A 13,142-nucleotide genomic window follows, 5' to 3' on the forward strand; every position below is an offset into this window, starting at 1 on the left:
AAAGCTTGGCCGGGGGGCTTTGTTAGGACACCAGACGCCAGGACGTGATGGCAGAACCCTCGACCGAACCGACACCAGACACCGCGGCAAGAACCGCGCCCAGCCCGCGCGCGCGCCTGGTGGATATCGGCCTAGAGGCGGTGTCGCTGTCGATGCTGGCCCTGATCGCCACGGGCCTGGTCGTCTGGTCGGGCCGGCGCGAAATCAGCCGGGAGTTGGCCGAGTCCTGGCTGCGCGAGCGCGGGATCGAGGCCGCCGTGCAGCTGGAGGACGTCGACGCCACCGGCTTCGTCGGCAAGGTGCGCCTGGGTCCGCGCAATGCGCCGATCTTCGCCGCCGATCGGCTGGAGGTGGCCTATGACCTCTCCACGCCCTGGAGCGGGGGCGCGTTCGACATCCAGACCAAGGCCGTGCGCCTGGTGCGGCCGCGTATCGCAGCCAGCCTCGACGCCAAGGGCCTGAGGCTGGGCGCTCTACAGCCGCTGATCGACGAGGTCCTGAAGGCGCCGCGCCGGCCCGATGTTCCCGGTCCCGCGGTGCTGGTCGAGAACGCCCGGCTGGACCTGACCACGCCTGGCGGCCGCGCGCGGATCACCGGCGACGCCAGCCTGGATGACGGCCAGTTGCTGCGCCTGGACGCGCGGCTTGCGCCGCTGCGCTATGCGGTCCGGGATCTCGCCATCGACGCCAAGGGCGCGAGCGTCGCCGCCCGCAAGCGCGGTGATCGCCTGAGCGTCGAGGTCACCCTGGCGCTGAACAGCCTGGAAACCGAGGCGGCCGACCTGGCCGGCGCCACCGCCACGCTCAGCGCCGACCTGCCCTACCCCGATCTCGGCCGCATGACCGCGCAAGGTCCGCTGGCGGCTCAGATGTCGGTGCGCGCAGTGGCCGCCAGACTGGGCGAGGGCCAGGCCGAAGGGCTGAACGCCGACCTCGCCTGGAACGGACGGCTGGACGGCGGACCGCAAGACATCGCTTTCATGGGCAAGGGCCGCGCGGACCTGCGCAGCGAACGGCTTTCCACCCCGTCGCTGCAGGCCCGCGACGCCACCCTCGCGCTGGAGCTCGCCCGCGTCGTGGGCGGCCGGCGTGATGGCCGGCTGAGCCTGCGCGGCGCGACCACCGCCGAGCTGCGCGCCGGACAGGCGATCGCGGGCGGCGTTGCGGTGCGCAACCTGCGCGGCCAAGGCGCGTCGGAAAGCTTGGCCCTGGCGGCGGACGCGCAAGGCGCGCGCCTTGAAGGCCCGCTGAAGATCGAGACGCGCGCCGATCGGCTGGCCATGGGCGCCCTGGCGCTGGCGTCGGCGCGCCTGGCCGCCAGCGGCCGGATCGGCCAGGACGCTCAAGGCCTGACGCTCAGCCTGCAGGGGGAAGCCTCCGGCGCGAGCGGGATCGCCGGGCCCGACGCGGAGCGGTTCGCGGCCCTGATCCCCAACCCCGCCTATGGCGCGCCGCTGAGCCGGGCGCTTCGCACGTTCGAACTCGCCGCGCCTGACCTTGGCCTGGAGATCGCCGCCGGCCGCACGCGCCTGGCCCTCTCGCGCGAGGCCCGCTTGAGCGCCCCGAACGGCGTCCTCCTCACCGCCGCCGCGCCGGGGGGCGTGCTGCTGGACGCGGGACCAAGTGGCGCTCGGGGCGGTCTGCGGGCGGCCCTCTCTGGCGGCGGCCTGCCGACGGTGCGTCTGGCGGCCAGCGACTGGCGCGCGGCCGGCGGCGTCGTGACGTCGCCGCTGTCGATCGCCGCCGAGGCTTTCGACCTGCCGCCGATCCAGGGTGTCACCGGCCAGATCGACGGCCAGGCGCGGATCGCCGATGGCCGCTTCACCCTGGTGACCCGCCAGTGCGCCCCGGTCACGGCCAAGGCCTATGCGCTGGGCGAAAGCCCGGTGACCGCCATCAAGGCCCTGGTCTGTCCGACCGCCGCGCCGCTGGTGGCCGCCGGACCCGGCGGCTGGAGCGCGGGCTTGCGCTTCAAGGACGGCGAAGGCGCGCTGGCCAGCGCTCAGGCCCGTCTGGAGACAATCCAGGGCGAGGCGTCGCTGGGCGGAACGGGGGGCTTCGAGCGCGCGCAGGTGCGGATCGACAGCGCCGCCGTCACCGACGCCGCCCCGGAGCGGCGCTTCAATCCTATCCTCGCCAAGGGTCGCCTTGGTCTGGCGGGCGGCCTGTGGACCGGCGACTTCCAAGCTACGACGCCGGTCGGCGCGCCTCTGGGCGCCATCCGCCTGCGCCATGTCGTGGCGACCGGCAAAGGCCAGGCCGATATCGACGCCTCCAAGCTGACCTTCGCGCCGGGCGGTCTGCAACCGGCCGAGCTGTCGCCGATGGCGGCCTTCGCGCGGGAAGCCAAGGGCCCGGCCAGCTTCACCGGCGTCTTCGCCTGGGACCAGGCCGGCGCGACCAGCCGGGGACGCCTGGTGACCGACAAGATCGACTTCACCAGCCCGATCGGCTTCGTCGCCACCCTGGACGGCGCGATCGACTTCATCAGCCTCGCCCCCCTGGCCAGCGCCCCAGGGCAGTCGATGCGGGTCGTGAAGATCGATTCGCTGGTGCCGCTCACCGGGGTCGAGTCGGTGTTCCAGCTGGGCGCGGAGATGCTGCACGTCTCCAAGGCGACGTTCGAGGCCGCCAAGGGCCGGGTGTCGATCGAGCCGATTGACGTGCCCTTGGGCGCGGATAAGACCATCAAGGGCGCGATCGTTATCGAGCACCTGGACCTCGGCGAGCTGATCGCCGCCTCGTCCCTGGCCGACCGCATCAAGATCGACGCCGCGGTCGACGGCCGCCTGCCCTTCACCTTCGGGCCCGAGGGTCTGAGGTTCCAGAACGGCCAGGTGCGCGCGATCCGGCCCGGTCGCCTGGAAATCGCCCGGTCGGCGCTGTCGAACGTCGCCGCCAGCCCGGCCGACGCGCCCGGCGCGCCGCCGTCTCAGCCGCCCGGCCAGGTGGACGCCATCCAGGACTTCGCCTATCAGGCCATGGAGAACCTGGCGTTCGACCAGCTGGAAGCGGGCGTCAACAGCACCGACAACGGACGCCTTGGTATTCTCTTCCACGTGAAGGGCCAGCACGCCCCCAAGGTGGCCGAAAAGGCCAAGGTCGGGATCCTAGACCTTCTTCGCGGCCGCGCGTTTGACAAGCGCATCGCCTTGCCGGCCAAGACGCCCGTGGACCTGACCCTCGACACGTCGCTGAACTTCGACGAGCTTCTGGACGCTTGGCGGCGTTCGTTCGCCGGCGAGGACGCAGACCCGCCCCGTTCAGGTCCGGTTCAACCGTGACCCCTCACCTTGCCCACGAACTGGAGACCAGACGCATGAGAAAGCGCGCCCTCTTGATGGCCCTGATCGCGACGGGAGCGCTCGGCGCGGCTGCCTGCACGCCGACCGTCCGCGTGAAGGTCGACCCGATCAATATCTACGCCAAGCTGGACGCCGACGTGCGCGTGCGGCTGGACAAGGAAGTCCAGTCGCTGATCCAGCAAAACCCCAACCTGTTCTAAGCAAGGAGGACCGACATGATCCGCAAGACGATGACGGTTCTGGCTCTGGGCCTGGCGATGACCGCCGCCGGTTCGGGCCTGGCCATGGCGCAATCGGCCGCCGCCAAGGCGACCGTCGACGCCGCCAAGACGGCGGGCACGGTCGGCGAGCAAGCCGACGGGTACCTGGGCATCGTGTCCGGCGGCGACGCCGCGCTGCGCGCCGCCGTGGCCGAGATCAACACCGGCCGCGCCGCCGCCTACAAGGACATCGCCGCCAAGACCGGCGCGACGCCCGAGGCCGCCGGCCAGGCCACCGCCAAGCAACTCTACGCCCGCCTGGCGCCGGGCCAGTACTGGAAGCCGCTCGACGGCGGCTGGATGAAGAAATAACCGGCTGGCGTTTCGACCACGACGAAGGGCGGTCTCCTCGCGGAGGCCGCCCTTTCCTTTCGTCCGAGCCTCGCCTTGACTAAGGCGTCTGGCGCGCCGGTGAGGGCCGGGTGTCGTAGCGCTGGGCCTCGGCGGGCGTTTGCACGCCGTTGTTGACCTCCACAGCCGCCAGGTCGTTGGCGCGATAGCCCCAGGCGCCGAACAAGCCCATCGCCGCCAGAACCGTGGAGGCGATCAGAACCCAGAACATATGCTTGCCCCAGCGGCCCTGGCGCGCCCGGGTGGCGCTCAGGCGCGGCGGTGGGTCGTTGGGCGTGGGGCCATTGTGAATGTCGGCGGGCATGGCGGCGCTCTCCTAAGGTGTCCACATTCGGGTGACATCCGCGCGCTGGTGATCGTGGAAGGCCTGCACCGTCCCGGCGGAGGCTCCGATCACCACGATCACGGCCAGCGCCATGATCCGCGAACGCGTCCTTTTTTGACGCTGGCTGAGCGTCGAAACGAAAACCGTACCGCCATGTTCGGCCACATAGGTGCGGATCACGACGTTGCTCCCCTGCCTGGCGGACTCGATGTCCGCCCAGTGATTTCAACGTCTTGCGCGCACGCCCGTTCCGCCGAGCCGCGTTCCGTCCCGCAGCTAAAAAAATTTCGCCGGACCGGGAACCAATCGCGAGCAGGGTCGTTTTGTGATTGCGAAGGCGGCGACGCCCCCCGACTTGAGACCAGCGAAAGCTGGTCGGCCGCCTTCGCACCCCCCCTTTCTGATTGATGCGAACGCGAGGCGGACCGGCTGATCGGACCGCCCTTCTTCGTCCTGTTCGCATCGCGGGCCTGGCGCAGCAGGCCAGGCCCGCGCCGGATCAGCGCGGCGCCAGGTCGAACAGGACGTCGGCGCGCCGGCGCAGGGGCGCATTAGCGCCGGATGCAGAAACCGATCCCGCGTCACCGACCGCCGCCACATCCACCTCCGCCTTGGCGAAGCCGACGCGAGCCAGGGCTCGCGACACCGCCTCGGCCCGCCGGCGGGACAGCGCAAGATTGGCCTCAGGCGCGCCCACGGCGTCGGCAAGGCCGACCACCCGCACCGAACGCACCACGCAGTTTCGCGCCCGGACCTTGGCGTCGCCCAGCACCATCCGCGCCTCGCGTGTGAGCTGGGCGCTATCGCGGTCGAAATAGAGCGAGGCCTGGAAACCGGCGCAGACAGACGGCGCGACCGCCACCGGCTTTCGCAGGATCCGGAACGGTCCTTCGGTCTGGGCGCATCCGGCGATCGCCAGCACCGCACCGCTCAGGATCATGGTTCGTACGGTCTTCATGCCAAACCCTCCGTCTGAAATCCCGGACACACGAAAGGCGACCGGCCGGGCCGATCGCCTTCGAGCAGAGCCCTAAACTTTGGAAATAGAGACCCTTTTCTCCGACCTGATAGTTTCAATCAGACCGGACAGGGCTCTAGCGGGGCGCGCCGTTCTCCCAGAAGTAACGGCCGCTGCGCGCATCGTAGTAATAGTAACGTCCCGTACGCTCGTCGTAATACCGGCGGCGGTTGACCTCGGCGGCGCCGCAACCGCCGTCCTCGCGACAGCCCTTCACCGCGCCCGCCGCGCCGCCGATCGCCGCGCCGATCGCTGCGCCTTTGCCGGCGCTGCCGCTGCCCACATTGTTGCCGATCACCGCGCCCGCGACGGCGCCCAGCGCCGCGCCGCCGGCGGCGTTCCGCTCCACATTGCCGGTCGAGGTGCACGCCGCGGCGAGCACGCCGACGCCCATCAGGGCGATCATGGTCGTCTTCATCTTGGCTCTCCGTTCCGAGCTGTCCCAGGCCAGCTAACGGCCCCGACGGATGAGGGTTCCGCGCCGCAAGCGGAACCAGGGCCGGATGGGGCCGTTGCGTCGCAGGCGTTTTCATGAGGGGGTGTGCGTATGAAGCGCATCGACGTCGTCGCCAACATCGCCTCGGGCTCGGTCGGACCAGACGGCCCCGAGATCGCCGAACGCCTGCTCGCAGAGTACGGCGTGACCGGCGTCGTCCACGCCCCCGCGCCGAGCGAGCTGATCGATTGCCTTAGGGCGGTGATCGATGGAGCGCCAGACGCCGTCCTCGTCCTGGCCGGTGACGGCACCGCGCGCGCCGCGGCCGAAATGGCCGGCGCTAAGGGCCCGCTGATCGCGCCGCTGCCGGGCGGAACCATGAACATGCTGCCGCACGCCCTCTATGGCGAACGCCCCTGGGAAGAGGTCATGCGCGACTGCCTCGGCGATGGCGAAGCACGGATGATCTCCGGCGGCGAGGTCGGCGGACGCCTGTTCTTCGTCGCCGCCATCCTGGGCAGCCCCGCCCTGTGGGCCACGGCGCGCGAGGCGGCCCGCGAAGGGCGTATCGACCTGGCCCTCGCCCGCGCCCGGCGCGCCTTTCGTCGCGCCTTTTCCGGTCGCCTACGCTACGCGCTCGACGGGCGTCCCAAGGGCAAGGCCGAGGCCCTGACCTTTTTGTGCCCGCTGGTGTCCAGCGCGCTCGACGCCGACGAACAAGCGCTGGAGGCCGCCGCCCTGGACCCCAGCGGCGCAGTTGAGGTGTTCCGCCTGGGCATGAACGCCATGCTCGGCCAATGGCGCGAGGATCCTTCGGTGTCAGTCGGCCGCTGTCGCTCGGGCCGAATCTGGGCCAATGGGCGCATCCCCGCCATCCTGGACGGCGAGCCGGCCCGCCTGCCTCCCGAGACCGCGATCCACTTCAGGCCCGAAGCCTTTCGGGCGCTGGTGCCCGCGAACCCATGAAGCTGGTCCAGCTTTCGGACATCCATTTCGGCGGCGAGAATGTCGAGGCCGTGGCGGCCGCCGGGGCGTGGATTCGCGCGGCCGCGCCCGACCTTGTCGTGGTGGCGGGCGACCTCACCCTGGATGGGAAGGCCTCTGAGTTCGACGCGGCGGCGGCTTGGCTGGACACCCTGCCTCGGCCGATGATCGTCACGCCCGGCAATCACGACACGCCGTTCGTGGGTCCCGGCGAGCTCTGGGAGCGGTTCACCCACCCCTGGCGACGCTTCTGCGACCGATTCGGCGCGGAGGACGGCGCGCGCTGGCGCGGCCCCGGCGTGACGCTCACCACGCTGAACACCGCCCGCGCCGCGCAGCTGCGCTGGAACTGGTCAAAAGGCGCGGTGGGCCGACACCAGATTCGACGCGTGGTGAGCGAGCTTGAGGCCGCCCCAGCCGGGGACCTGCGCATCGTGGTCTGTCACCACCCGCTGATGGAGATTCTGGGCGGGCCGATGACCGCCCGCGTGCATGGCGGCGAGGACGCCGCCAGCCAGTTCGTGAAGGCCGGCGCCGACGTGATCCTGTCAGGTCACATCCATCTGCCGTTCGTCACGCCGCTGCCGTTCGGCGACGGGCGAACCCAGGCGATAGGGTCCGGCACTCTGTCCCAGCGCGAGCGGGGCGCCGCGCCCGGATTCAACGTGATCGAGGTCGCGCCCGACGGCGTGCAGGTAAACGCCATGGCCTATGCGCACGGCGGCTTCGAGGCCTGGCGGAGCTGGGCGATCGATCGACGCCTCTGAGATAAGGAGGCGGCGCGAACACGCTCGCGCCGCCATTATCCGATCTATTGCGGAGCCGGATAGGCCCAGCCCTGGGCGCCCGACTTGGCGGCCGCATACTGGCTGTCGGCCAGGGTCCAGTTGATCAGGTTGTCGAAGACCGCTTCCAGGAAGCCCTTCCGCAGGTTCTGGTAGTCCAGATAGTAGGCGTGCTCCCAAACGTCGGCGACGACCAGGGCCGTCAGGTCCTGGGTGACCGGGCTCTCGGCGTCGTGGGTCGAGATGATCTTCAGGGCGCCCGAGGCGTCCGAGACCAGCCACACCCAGCCCGAACCGAAGTGACCGATGCCCTCGGCGACGAACTTTTCCTTCAGGGCGTCCATGCCGCCGAAGGTGGCGTCGATGGCGGCGGCCAGCTCGGCGCCCGGCGCGGTCTTGGTCGGCGACAGGCCGTCCCAGAAGAAGGCGTGGTTCCAGGCCTGGGCGGCGTTGTTGAACACCTTGCCGGGGCCGGCGCCCTTGATCACCGCTTCCAGCGAGCCCTTGTCGTCGCCGTTCAGCAGGCCGTTGAGGGCCGTGACGTAGGCGGCGTGGTGCTTGTCGTGGTGGAAGCGCAGGGTGTTGGCCGAGATGGTCGGCTCCAGCGCGTCATAGGCGTAGGGCAGGTCGGGAAGCGTGTACGTCATGTTCACTCCATGGGAAGGCGTTCCCATGAAGGGAGGAGCGGGAACGCGCGGGAAGGCATCTAGTGCGCGCGGGGGCGAAGCGTAAGCGGCTTCAACCATCCCGAACGCTCAACTTTAGTTGAGAAATCCCCTTGGAAACCTGGGGTTTCCGCGAGTCCGCCGTCCAGCCGACGACCGCCGGACCAAGATGCGGCGGCGTCGCGCTCAGGCGGGTCGCGCGGTCAGCGTTGCGGCGGCTTAGGGTCCAGGAAGGCCTTGGCCACGGTCGCCGTCAGGGCTGGGTTCTTCAGCGCGAAGATCCCGGCGGCCAAGCCCAGGCCGATCGACATGATCGGGCGCTCGCGCACGATCTCGACGATCTTGCCGGTCATGTCGAAGCCGGCGGGCGGCGGGGCCTCGTGGCTGGCGGCCCGATGGCTCTCGACCTTGCGCGCGGCGATCATGCCGGCGATGGCGACGATCAGAGCCGCGACAGCGGCCACGATCGCGGCCGCGCCGGCCGGACTGACCAGCGGCACCAGCAAAGCGTACAGCGCGAAGGCGGCGGAGACGACGCTGACCGCCGCCGCGGCGGCGATCGCCGCCGCCGCCGCCAGCGTCATCAGGGTTTTTTCAAACATCAGCGGTTGTGACGGCTGCCGCCGGCGATCAGCAGGCCGATCAGCACGCCCACGCCGAGGCCCGCCAGGGTGGCGGTGATCGGACGCTCGCGGATACGCTCGGCGGCGTAGGCTTGGGCCTCTTCCAGCGTCTGGCCGGCGGTGTCGCTGTAGGCGCGGCTCTGGGCGCGCAGGGTTTCGAAGCCTTCCGACACCGACTTCTCGACGCGCTTGGCGGCTTCGGTCAGCGAAACGCGGGCCGCGTCGGCGGCGTGGGTGAAGCTGCGCTCGGCATGCTCGACCGCCTCGAGGGTCGCGGTCTTGGCCTTGGCGGCTTCCTTGGCGGCGGGGGAACTGGCGGGCATGGGATCTTCTCTCCTGTTCGCGACGCGACCGACCGGGCGCTGATGACGCGCCCCGTCAACGCCGAGCTTGGCGCTAGGGTTCCAAGTTAGCGCAACGCCAAAGGCTTCACCACTGAGGAATCCCAAAGGCGCTCGCGCTACACGCGAAGCGAGGCTAAGGTCGAATCATGGACGACGCCCCGAGAGCCAGCGACGATCGCCTGGAAGCAGAGCGCCTTGAAGCTGTGCGGGGATTGGGCGTCGTGGATGGGGTCGTCAACGGCCCCGGACTGTCTCGCCTGATCCGGCTCGCAGCACGCCTGTTCGACGCGCCCAAGGCCGCCGTCGTGCTTGTAGACGAAGCGCGCATCTGGCGCGCCGCCTATGTCGGCTATGCGGGCCCGGAAGCCCCGCGCGAGGGTGACCTGGCCCACAGGGTGGTGCTCGCCAATGCGCCCGTCGGCCTTTCCGTCCCGATCCGCGATTGCGCAGGTCACGTGCTGGGCGCCCTGGTGGTCGAAGGCCCCGGCACGAGCGGTCCCGCTTCGGAAGAGGATCTGCAGGCCCTGACCGACCTCGCGGACCTGGCGACGGAGGTCCTGTTCGGGCCGTGCGCCAAGGTTCCGACGCTGGAGAGCGAACGGCTGGACCTGGCCATCGCCGCCGCCAGCCTCGGCGAGTTCGAGTGGTGTGTCGCCACCAACACCTTCAGGATCAGTCCGCGCCTCGCCAAGCTGTCGGGGATTCCCGAAGGCGAACTGGACAGCCAGGGCGGCGACGCGCTTTACCAGTACATCCATCCCGACGATCGCAGGGCGGCGCGCGTCAGCGTCGACCGGCAGCTGGCCGAGACCGGCCGCTTCACCATCGAGTATCGGCGCGCGCCCCGCGACGGCGCGGGCGAGACCTGGAACAGCGCCGCCGGCGTCATGCTGATGACCTCCGACGGTCGCCCGACCCAGCTGATCGGCGTGGTCCAGGACATCACCCTGCGCAAGCTGCAAGAGGAGCAGCGCGAAAGCCTGGTCGCCGAGCTGGATCACCGCATCAAAAACCTGCTGGCCGTCGTCCAGTCGGTGGCGGCGCAGTCGGCCCGCAAGTCCGCCTCGCTGGATGTGTTCCTGAAGACCTTCGCGGCGCGCCTGAAATCCATGAGCTCGGCGCATGACCTGCTCAGCGCCGCGCGCTGGCGGGGGGCGACCCTGGCCCGGATCGCCGCCGCCGAACTCGGCGGCCTGGCGCCCACCCAGACCCGCTGGGATGGACCCGAACTGTTCCTGACGCCGCGCGCGGCGGCCGCCCTGTCGCTGGCGCTGCACGAACTGGCGGTCAACGCCGTGCGCTACGGCTCGCTCTCCACCGAGACGGGCAAGGTCGAGGTGGTCTGGCGGCGCACGCCCGAAGGCGGCTTTGCGCTGGAATGGCTGGAGACCGGCGGCCCGCCGGCCACCGCCCCGGCGACGAAGGGCTTCGGCGCGACGCTCATCGAGGACGTCGCCGGCCGCGAGCTGGGCGGATCGGCCAAGATCAACTATCGATCCAGCGGCGTCACCGCGATGATCCAGGGCGGCGCCGAAGCCCTGGCCGACGCGCCGCCGGTCGAGCCCGTCAGCGTCGCGCCCGAGCGCATCGTGGAGACCGTCGTCGCGGCCGATGAGACGGTGCGACCCGGCGCGATCGCCGGCCTGAAGGTGCTGATCGTCGAAGACTCCCTGCTGCTGGCGCTCGAGCTCGAGGCGGGTCTCGAGGACGCCGGCGTCGAGGTGATCGGCTGCGCGGCGGAGCTCGGCGAAGCCTTGTCGATGGTGGAGCAGGACTTCGACGTGGCGGTTCTGGACGCCGACCTCAACGGCCAGTCCGTCGCTCCGGTGGCCGAGATCCTGCGCTCGATGGGCCGTCCGTTCGTGTTCGCCACCGGCTACGCCGACAAGGCCGCGCCCATGGGCTTTGACGCCCCGATCGTGCGCAAGCCCTACAACGTGCACCAGATCGCCCGCGCGGTGGCGGGGGTCACCGGACGGGCCTAGCCACGCGTCGCCACGCGTCGGCGGATCATCAGCCCAGCACGCCTTTCTTGCGCAGACCTTCGATCGCTTCGGCGCTCAGGCCGGCGATATCGGCCAAAACCGTGTCCGTGTGTTCGCCCAGGGTCGGCCCCGGCCAGCGCACCCCACCGGGCGTTTCGGTCAGTCGGGGGAAGGCGTTCTGCATCTTGATCTCGCCGAACACAGGGTGGGGCACGGTGACGATCGACTCGCGGGCCACGTACTGCGGATCCTTCAGCATGTCGGGCGCGCGGTAGATGCGGCCGGTGGCCAGGCCTGCGGCCTCGAGCTTCGGCAGAAGGTCGTCGATGTCCTGATCGGCGGTCCAGGCGGCGATGCGCGCGTCGAGTTCGGCCTGGTGAGCGCCGCGCGCGGCGTGGTCGCAGTAGCGCGGATCATCGGCCAGGTCAGGCCGGCCCATCAGCTCGCACAGGCGGCGGAACAGGGTGTCCTGGTTGGCGCCGATCAGAACAAGCTCGCCGCTCCTGGTCGGATAGACATTGGACGGCGCGATACCCGGCAGCACCGCGCCGGACCGCTCGCGCACATAGCCGGTCAGGTCATATTCGGTGACCAGGTTCTCCATCACCGTCAGCACGCTCTCATAGATGGCGGTGTCGACCACCTGCCCCCGACCTGTGCGCTGGCGGGCGTGGAGGGCCATCATCACCCCCAGCGCTGTGTTCAGGCCCGACAGGCTGTCGCCGATCGAGATGCCGGCCCGCGCGGGCGGGCGGTCAGGCTCGCCGGTGATATGGCGTAGGCCGCCCATCGCCTCGCCGACCAAGGCGTAACCCGCGCGGCTGGCATAGGGCCCGGTCTGGCCAAAGCCCGACACCCGCGCCATCACCAGGCCCGGATTGGTCTTGGCCAGGGCCTCATAGCCCATGCCCCATTTCTCAAGCGTACCGGGGCGGAAGTTCTCGACCACGACGTCGGCCTTGGCGATCAGGGCCCGCGCGATATCGCGCCCCGCCTCCATGCGCAGGTCGACCGTCACCGACTTCTTGTTACGGCCGATCACCGGCCACCAGGGCGACAGACCCTTGGGCTTGGATCGTCCCCACTGGCGCATGGGGTCGCCGACCTTAGGGTCCTCGATCTTGATGACCTCGGCGCCGAAGTCGCCCAACACCTGACCACAGAAGGGTCCGGCGATCAGCGAACCCATCTCGATCACCCGCAGGCCGGCCAACGGACCCTGGCTCATGCGAAAATCCCCCATGGTCTAGGAACCGATCACGGCCCCGTGATGTTCTTCTTGGCACGACGGCGAACCGCGGCGCCGCGCCCCGATCTCTCATCGAAGAGACCCTCAGTACAAAAAGAACCCAAGGGAAAGACAGCCATGACCCGCCATTTTCTCGTCGTCGGCGTCGCCGTCGCCGCTCTGAGCCTCGCCGCCTGCGGCCAGAAATCCGATGAAACCAAGGGCGCCGCCACGCCGGCCGAGCAAGCCGCGACGCCGGACGCCAACCCCGCCGCGACCGTTCCGACGCCCGCCGACGAAACCAAGGCCGACGTGTTCGCCACCAAGCTGGCCGACGGTAACATGTTCGAAATCGAGGCCGCCAAGCTGGCCGCCTCGCGCTCGACGAACGCATCAGTCAAGGCGTTCGCCAAGACCATGGGCGAGGCCCACAAGGCGTCCAACCGGAGCTTGAACACGGCGATCGCGGCCTCAGGCGCCATGATCACCGTGCCGACCATGCTCTCCAAGGACATGCAGGACGATTTGGACGATCTGGCGAAGGCCGACGCCAAGGACTTCGACAAGGACTACGCCGACGCCATGGTCGACGCGCATCAGGCCATGCTGAACCTGCTGCAACGCTACGCCCAGGATGGCGACACGCCGGCGCTGAAGACCTTCGCCGCCGAGACCGCGCCGACGGTCCAGAAGCACCTGAACATGGCCGAGGGCCTGAAGAAGGGGTTCGACACCGGCGAGGACGTGGCCAAGGCCCGTCAGTAATGGGCTAGCGGAAGCTCTAAGCGCAAAAAGGGTGTCATCCCGGCCGGAGCCCGGCGAAAGCCGGGCGC

At 69.9% G+C, this 13,142-nt stretch carries 15 protein-coding genes; 7 read left to right on the forward strand and 8 right to left on the reverse strand.

The window, feature by feature from the left end; translation table 11 throughout:
- Nucleotides 1-44 precede the first annotated feature (44 nt).
- Genes CA606_RS18675 through CA606_RS18685 form a run of 3 tightly spaced genes read left to right on the forward strand, consistent with a single transcriptional unit; the run spans nucleotide 45 to nucleotide 3,877 of the window.
- Nucleotides 45-3,284, forward strand: coding sequence for an intermembrane phospholipid transport protein YdbH family protein (locus tag CA606_RS18675; protein WP_096053167.1), 3,240 nt, complete (start codon nucleotides 45-47; stop codon nucleotides 3,282-3,284).
- A 35-nt stretch (nucleotides 3,285-3,319) separates the two neighbouring features.
- A complete protein-coding gene (locus CA606_RS18680) occupies nucleotides 3,320-3,505 on the forward strand; it encodes a YnbE family lipoprotein (protein WP_024265977.1) in 186 nt (61 codons plus the stop codon).
- 15 nt (nucleotides 3,506-3,520) lie between these two features.
- On the forward strand, nucleotides 3,521-3,877 hold the full coding sequence (locus CA606_RS18685; protein WP_096053166.1) for a YdbL family protein: 357 nt from the start codon (nucleotides 3,521-3,523) through the stop codon (nucleotides 3,875-3,877).
- Nucleotides 3,878-3,956: 79 nt separating this feature from the next.
- Here the strand turns inward: CA606_RS18685 and CA606_RS18690 are convergent, their stop codons facing one another.
- The 4 genes from CA606_RS18690 to CA606_RS18705 form a co-directional block, all read right to left on the reverse strand.
- Nucleotides 3,957-4,220 (reverse strand): hypothetical protein, encoded by a 264-nt coding sequence (locus CA606_RS18690; RefSeq protein ID WP_096053165.1) that lies wholly within the window; start codon nucleotides 4,218-4,220, stop codon nucleotides 3,957-3,959.
- 12 nt (nucleotides 4,221-4,232) lie between these two features.
- Nucleotides 4,233-4,421: a hypothetical protein gene (locus CA606_RS18695; RefSeq protein WP_096053164.1), complete on the reverse strand. Its 189-nt coding sequence runs from the start codon at nucleotides 4,419-4,421 to the stop codon at nucleotides 4,233-4,235.
- Nucleotides 4,422-4,740: 319 nt separating this feature from the next.
- The gene (locus CA606_RS18700) at nucleotides 4,741-5,199 is read right to left on the reverse strand and encodes an OmpA family protein (protein ID WP_096053163.1); all 459 of its coding nucleotides are present in this window, start codon (nucleotides 5,197-5,199) and stop codon (nucleotides 4,741-4,743) included.
- Nucleotides 5,200-5,335: 136 nt separating this feature from the next.
- Entirely contained in the window at nucleotides 5,336-5,677 is a 342-nt protein-coding gene (locus CA606_RS18705) for a YMGG-like glycine zipper-containing protein (RefSeq protein ID WP_096053162.1), read from the reverse strand.
- 129 nt (nucleotides 5,678-5,806) lie between these two features.
- Here CA606_RS18705 and CA606_RS18710 point away from each other — a divergent pair, with 129 nt between their 5' ends.
- Together CA606_RS18710 and CA606_RS18715 are read left to right on the forward strand one after the other, a co-directional pair.
- The gene (locus CA606_RS18710) at nucleotides 5,807-6,661 is read left to right on the forward strand and encodes a diacylglycerol/lipid kinase family protein (RefSeq protein ID WP_096053161.1); all 855 of its coding nucleotides are present in this window, start codon (nucleotides 5,807-5,809) and stop codon (nucleotides 6,659-6,661) included.
- Nucleotides 6,658-7,446: a metallophosphoesterase family protein gene (locus CA606_RS18715; RefSeq protein ID WP_096053160.1), complete on the forward strand. Its 789-nt coding sequence runs from the start codon at nucleotides 6,658-6,660 to the stop codon at nucleotides 7,444-7,446. The genes CA606_RS18710 and CA606_RS18715 overlap by 4 nt, the downstream gene beginning before the upstream one ends.
- A gap of 44 nt (nucleotides 7,447-7,490) precedes the next feature.
- Here the strand turns inward: CA606_RS18715 and CA606_RS18720 are convergent, their stop codons facing one another.
- The 3 genes from CA606_RS18720 to CA606_RS18730 all read right to left on the reverse strand — a co-directional run bounded on the left by CA606_RS18720 (nucleotide 7,491) and on the right by CA606_RS18730 (nucleotide 9,075).
- Nucleotides 7,491-8,111 (reverse strand): superoxide dismutase, encoded by a 621-nt coding sequence (locus CA606_RS18720; RefSeq protein ID WP_096053947.1) that lies wholly within the window; start codon nucleotides 8,109-8,111, stop codon nucleotides 7,491-7,493.
- A gap of 221 nt (nucleotides 8,112-8,332) precedes the next feature.
- A complete protein-coding gene (locus CA606_RS18725) occupies nucleotides 8,333-8,734 on the reverse strand; it encodes a hypothetical protein (RefSeq protein WP_096053159.1) in 402 nt (133 codons plus the stop codon).
- On the reverse strand, nucleotides 8,731-9,075 hold the full coding sequence (locus CA606_RS18730) for a hypothetical protein (protein ID WP_096053158.1): 345 nt from the start codon (nucleotides 9,073-9,075) through the stop codon (nucleotides 8,731-8,733). The genes CA606_RS18725 and CA606_RS18730 overlap by 4 nt, the downstream gene beginning before the upstream one ends.
- 167 nt (nucleotides 9,076-9,242) lie before the next feature.
- Here CA606_RS18730 and CA606_RS18735 point away from each other — a divergent pair, with 167 nt between their 5' ends.
- Entirely contained in the window at nucleotides 9,243-11,081 is a 1,839-nt protein-coding gene (locus tag CA606_RS18735) for an HWE histidine kinase domain-containing protein (RefSeq protein WP_096053157.1), read from the forward strand.
- 28 nt (nucleotides 11,082-11,109) lie between these two features.
- On the opposite strand, the gene CA606_RS18740 is transcribed toward CA606_RS18735, so the two are convergent.
- Nucleotides 11,110-12,309, reverse strand: coding sequence for a CaiB/BaiF CoA transferase family protein (locus CA606_RS18740; protein ID WP_096053946.1), 1,200 nt, complete (start codon nucleotides 12,307-12,309; stop codon nucleotides 11,110-11,112).
- A 138-nt stretch (nucleotides 12,310-12,447) separates the two neighbouring features.
- Here CA606_RS18740 and CA606_RS18745 point away from each other — a divergent pair, with 138 nt between their 5' ends.
- The gene (locus CA606_RS18745; protein WP_096053156.1) at nucleotides 12,448-13,074 is read left to right on the forward strand and encodes a DUF4142 domain-containing protein; all 627 of its coding nucleotides are present in this window, start codon (nucleotides 12,448-12,450) and stop codon (nucleotides 13,072-13,074) included.
- The last annotated feature ends 68 nt before the right edge of the window (nucleotides 13,075-13,142 follow it).

The sequence above is a fragment of the Caulobacter vibrioides genome, from assembly GCF_002310375.3.
Classification (GTDB): Bacteria; Pseudomonadota; Alphaproteobacteria; order Caulobacterales; family Caulobacteraceae; genus Caulobacter; species Caulobacter vibrioides_D.